The 5,579-nt window shown below is 38.4% G+C and carries 4 protein-coding genes; 2 read left to right on the forward strand and 2 right to left on the reverse strand.

From position 1 onward, the window contains the following. Window positions 1–82: 82 nt before the first annotated feature. The gene (locus tag J582_RS24150; protein ID WP_031983534.1) at window positions 83–916 is read left to right on the forward strand and encodes an SDR family NAD(P)-dependent oxidoreductase; all 834 of its coding nucleotides are present in this window, start codon (window positions 83–85) and stop codon (window positions 914–916) included. 140 nt (window positions 917–1,056) lie between these two features. Here J582_RS24150 and J582_RS24155 read toward each other — a convergent pair whose 3' ends face one another. Both J582_RS24155 and gltS read right to left on the reverse strand, forming a co-directional pair. Continuing rightward, a complete protein-coding gene (locus J582_RS24155; RefSeq protein ID WP_004707961.1) occupies window positions 1,057–2,892 on the reverse strand; it encodes a monovalent cation:proton antiporter-2 (CPA2) family protein in 1,836 nt (611 codons plus the stop codon). Window positions 2,893–3,088: 196 nt separating this feature from the next. Beyond that, complete coding sequence (gltS, locus tag J582_RS24160) at window positions 3,089–4,324, reverse strand: sodium/glutamate symporter (protein ID WP_031983535.1); 1,236 nt, start codon at window positions 4,322–4,324, stop codon at window positions 3,089–3,091. A 362-nt stretch (window positions 4,325–4,686) separates the two neighbouring features. Between gltS and J582_RS24165 the strand changes: the two genes are divergently transcribed. Beyond that, on the forward strand, window positions 4,687–5,579 hold an 893-nt coding region (locus J582_RS24165), incomplete at its 3' end, for an alpha/beta fold hydrolase (protein WP_032048789.1).

Here is a 5,579-nt window from a genome sequence, read left to right on the forward strand (position 1 = left end):
CTGCTTTTATTAAAAGAGCAAACCGCTCATTTATGAAAAATTGCTCAATAGCTTTGAGTTTTAAAAATTTATAGAGATTTCAATGAGTTTATCTAACTGTGAAGCTGGTTGTGTAGTCATCACTGGAAGTACAAAGGGTATTGGTTTAGCACTTGCCCATGCTTTTTTAGATCTTGGTTGTTCCGTTGTAATAGCGGGACGAAATGTTGAGCATCTTAACCATGCCCTATCCTATTTAGAAACTCATTTCAATAAAGAGAAATTTATTGGTTTATGCTGCAATGTGACACAAATTGCTGATGTACAAACACTGTGGGATCGAGCAATTCAGCATTTTGGGCAAGTTAATGTATGGATTAATAATGCAGGTAGCTGCCACCCTACAAAAGAGTTCATTGACCTTCAACCAGATGAATTGAAAACAACCATATCGACTAATATTTTAGGCACAATGCTCGGTTCGCAAGTAGCTCTAAAAGGCATGCTTAAACAAGGTTATGGCCAAATCTTTAACATGGAAGGTTGGGGAAGCAATGGCGAATGGAGTGCTGGAATGACTGCCTACGCGACAACTAAACGGGCGGTAAGTTATTTTAGTAAAGCGCTTTATAAAGAGACTAAGTCGACTCCTATCTTAACTGGTACTCTTAGCCCCGGCATGGTGGCAACCGACTTGTTAGTTTCATCTTGGACCCATGGCAATATACAAAACTGGAAAAAGATGAAACGCTTATTCTTCTTTGTAATTGACCCACCTGAAGTTGTTTGTGCGTATTTAGCAAAACAAATTATTCAAAATAAAAAAGCTAACCGTCGAATCGCATGGATAACACCTTGGAAACTTTTCCTTAGATTTTTACAGCCTTACTACTGGCGCAGAAATCCTGTTAAAGGCACAGCCTTAGAGCATCTCTAGGTTAACTTAATATGATTAGCCATTTAACTTACTAAAGTAAGACGGTTTAATTGGTAAATGGAGGGAGTTCGTTGTTAGGTACTTCCTCCTATAGAAAAGCTCAGTAAAAGTTCTTTTAAAGCCATTACTAAGCGTTATAACTAATCAGTTCCCTCATTTTCTGAGGCATTATCTTTATTTAGAATACGTCCTTCCCGCTTTGGTCGAATCAATGGTGCAGTTGGTCTTGGATGATAAGTATGGGTATATTGCATACCTACTCCTGCATTTACGTCATCTGCTGCGATTTCAGTCTCAAAGCGTTCATTATCAAGATCGCGTATTTCCTCGGTAATTCTTTCAACTTCGTCTTCATCTACACCAAGTTCTTGTAAAATCACTCCACCAAACTTAATCGCAGATTCAAACGTTTCACGGATCATAAAGTCTACTTTTTGTTTGACTAAATGCAGTGAATGCTCACGGTCATATGAACGGACTAATAATTTTGCCAAAGGAAATTCGTGAGTAACCAATTCAACAATTCGATTAGTCGTTTCCTTACTATCTACACACACCACAATCGCCTGTGCTGTTGCAGCACCGGAAGCATGTAAAATATCTAGGCGACAGCCATCCCCATAATAAATTTTAAAACCAAACTTTTCAGCATTTCGAATCATGTCGGTATTATTATCAATAATGGTGACATCTACACCTCTTGCCAACAGTAATTGACTGGTGACCTGCCCAAAGCGCCCGAAGCCAATCATTAAAACACTACCGCTTAGTCCATCAGCAATATTGATGTCTTCCAATGAAACCTTTGCTTTAGCTTGAGTAAATCGTTTAAAAATAATACCGACAATTGGAGTCAATACCATTGAAAGTACAACAATCGCAGTTAAGTTAGATTTAACCGTACTATCAATAACTTGGGCACTTAATGCAGCAGAGAAAAGCACAAAGGCAAACTCTCCCCCTTGAGCCATCAGTAAAGCGCGGTCTAATGCTTCTGTATGAGGACTTTTGGTTACTCGAGCGACAATATAAATCATGAGCGCTTTAACAAACATCAGGGCCACTACGCCACTTACAATGAGTTGCCAGTTTTGAGCAACCACTGATAAGTCCAGTGACATACCCACGCCAAGGAAAAAGAGACCCAGTAAAATTCCTCGGAATGGCTCAATATCGGCTTCAATTTGATGTCTAAACGTTGATTCAGATAAAAGTACACCCGCCAAGAAAGCTCCCATTGCCATAGTCAAACCACTGACTTGCATGAGCAATGCCGCACCCAACACAACCAGTAAAGCTGCGGCCGTCATGACTTCTCGCGCTTTAGCAGCGGCCAAGAGTCTAAATAACGGATTAAGTAACCAATAGCCTGCCGCAATGAGACCTGCAATTGCCAGTAAACCAATTCCAATGTTTTCCAGACGTACAGATGTGCTTTCGACTACATGATTTGGTGCCATAAAAGCAACAATAGCCAGTAGTGGCACAATTAATAAATCTTCAAAAAGTAAGATGGCTACAATTTTTTGCCCACGTGGTTGAGTCAAGTCACCCCGATCGCCCAATAACTGCATCACAATCGCAGTCGAGGTTAGTACAAACCCTGCAGCACCAATAAAAGCGACTTGCCATGTGAAACCAAACAATAGCCCTACGCCAGTCAAAGCTAACGCACAAATAATGATCTGCAACGTACCAAGACCAAAAATTTCACGTCTAAGGCTCCACAAATGTGATGGTTGCATTTCCAAACCAATCACAAAGAGATACATCACTATTCCCAACTCGGCAATATGTAAAATTGCTGTGGAATCTTGAAAAAAAGCAAAACCAAATGGGCCAATAATCAGTCCTGCGATTAAATAACCTAATACTGAACCCAAACCAATGCGTTTAAAAATAGGGACTGCAATGACAGCAGCTGCCAATAACACTACTGGAGCAACTAAGCTTATTGAATGTGCTTCTGAGCTCATACATTTCTCATTTTATTTATCTGCAATTTATTCTATGTGAAACTTGGTGTAAGGGCGATTACTAGTTTTGAGAAAAAGCATCCTAAAAATAAAATGGCTTAAATCATCGGGAAATAAAAATTGAGCCTATACAGGGAAAGAAATATTCATAAACAAACACCCATAAAAAAAGCCCTGACGGGCTTTTTTTATTTTATTAAACGATGAACTTCAACATGAGCTGAATCACTGTCGCATTAATTAAATCGACAAAGAATGCACCACAAAGCGGAACGATTAAAAATGCCTTATGTGATGGACCATACATATTAGTAATCGCCTGCATATTTGCTACGGCTGTTGGTGTTGCACCCATACCGAAACCACAATGACCTGCTGCCAATACTGCCGCATCGTAATTTTTACCCATTACTCGGAAAGTTACGAATGCTGCATATAAAGCCATAGTCAGTGTTTGAGCACCCAAAATAACCACAAGCGGACCAGCTAAGTCGGCAAGTTGCCAAAGCTTTAATGAAAGCAATGCCATTGCTAAATAAAGTGATAAAGATGCATTACCAAACACATCAATCGCGCGGTCGAAAATATCAATTTTCAATACACTTTCTAAAATATTTCTTAAGATTACACCGCCACCAAGTGCCCAAACGAAAGTTGGTAACTCAAACCATGTTCCTTTACTAAAGCCCGTCATAAATTCAGCAAACGCTAAACACGCTGCAAACATACCAAGTGTGGTAATTGCATTATCGGCAGTAATTAAACGAACTTGATGCGGGTTTTCAAACGGCGCGAGATCATCTGAATTTTGTTCAAGATGCGTATCACGATGGTGAATCTCCGCATTAGTTTTTGGTTGAGCAAGACTATAACGGTTAATAAGTAATTTGGCTAAAGGGCCACCAATCACACCGCCAATAATCAAACCAAAAGTCGCACTCGCCATACCTAGGGCTAAAGCACCTTGAATACCATGCTGACTTTCTAAGATTTCACCCCACGCACCTGCTGTACCATGACCACCAGTTAAAGTAATTGAACCTGCAATTAAACCAATAAGTGGGTCTAAACCCAATAATGTCGCAAGGCTCATACCAACAGCATTTTGCACAACAATAAATGAGGCTACACAAATTAAGAAGATGACTAACGCACTACCACCTTCTTTAAGCTTCATAAAATTGGCACTTAAACCAATTGAAGCAAAGAACACGAGCATAAAGCTGGTTTGTAATTCACTACTAAAAACAATGCTGTACCCCCATAAACTGTGGACAAGCAAAGAAACTACCGCAGCAACCAAACCACCGGCTACAGGTTCAGGGATATTGTAACGTTTTAAAAAATCAATCCGATTAACAAGAAAGCGGCCCAACAATAAAACGATGACCGCCGAAATTAGTGTATAAAAACCATTAAAAACAAATTCCATATATACTACTTTCTAATTACATTTCTAATCGATTGTAAAATAATTATATTTTATTTTTTCATATGTAAAAAAAACACAAATAAACTTTACAAAATTACCCTAGCAATACATTTTTTACTATTCTTAAAAATAGCTTAAATTTTTAAATATTTTATACATAATTGTTAATAAATTCTTATTTAACGATTAATATCAAATACTTAAATAAAATAATTCAAAATTTAAAGATATTTAGGGTTTGATACCTTAAACAGAAAATCCTGTCTTTTAAGTCACTGAACTCATCTGCTATTCCCGTTAATATTCCTCAAAGACCAGCTCGTTATTTGCTCTGGGCAAAATATTTACAGGTTTTATATTCAATGAGTTTATTGCTTAAAGTTCGACAGAATGTTCCACAAGTGAAGTCGATTAAAACGTCACTTAAAAAGCGTGCTGGTCAGAAAATACCTCACATGCTGACCAATGCATCAGATCTGTTTTTTAGAGGCCCTCAAATTGCCTTGTCAGGAAAAACACCTTTTGATGTGATTTATAAGCATGAAATTATGAGTTTACGTCACTATAAAAATGAGGCTGAAGCTCCTATAGCTAAACACAGCGTACCGTTAGTCATCGTTCCACCATTAGCAGTCAACATGCTTATTTACGATTTGTTCCCTACACGCAGCCTTATACGTTACTTTTTAGCTCAAGGTTTTGATGTCTATTTAATCGACTGGGGCGTACCAACCCGACATCAGGCAAAATACAATTTTGGCACCTATATAAAAGTCTTTATGCCTGAAATGTTAAAACAGGTTCGTATACATAGTGGACAACAACAGCTCTCTTTACATGGCTGGAGTTTAGGTGGTGCTCTTTCACTCTGCTATACCGCGTTATTTAAAGATAAAGATATTAAAAATTTGATTATTCTTGCTTCACCTATCGACACCCATAAAGCGGGTTATATGGGTAAACTTTATGGAAGCTTGACCAAACCTGCACAGTGGGTTCGTAAGCACACCCCTTTTCGTATTCGCCAACATGTACCAAGTGAAGTGTTTCATATTCATGGTTGGCAAAACACACTCGGTTTTAAATTAACGGACCCAATTGGCAATTTAAAAACCTATTGGCAGCTTTTAAAAAATCTTGATAACCGAGAATTTATTGTTGACCACGCCACCTCTAGTTCATTTATAGACAATATGCTGGCTTATCCAGGCGGCGTTATGCGTGACATTATTTTACGTTTCTGGATTGATAATGA

Source organism: Acinetobacter sp. 1566109 (genome assembly GCF_000582255.1).
GTDB lineage: Bacteria > Pseudomonadota > Gammaproteobacteria > Pseudomonadales > Moraxellaceae > Acinetobacter > Acinetobacter nosocomialis.

Coding starts and splice junctions, on each gene's coding strand:
- gltS (WP_031983535.1), bottom strand. CDS start 4,324: ATGGAATTTGTTTTTAATGGTTTTTATACACTAATTTCGGCGGTCATC.
- J582_RS24155 (WP_004707961.1), bottom strand. CDS start 2,892: ATGAGCTCAGAAGCACATTCAATAAGCTTAGTTGCTCCAGTAGTGTTA.
- J582_RS24150 (WP_031983534.1), top strand. CDS start 83: ATGAGTTTATCTAACTGTGAAGCTGGTTGTGTAGTCATCACTGGAAGT.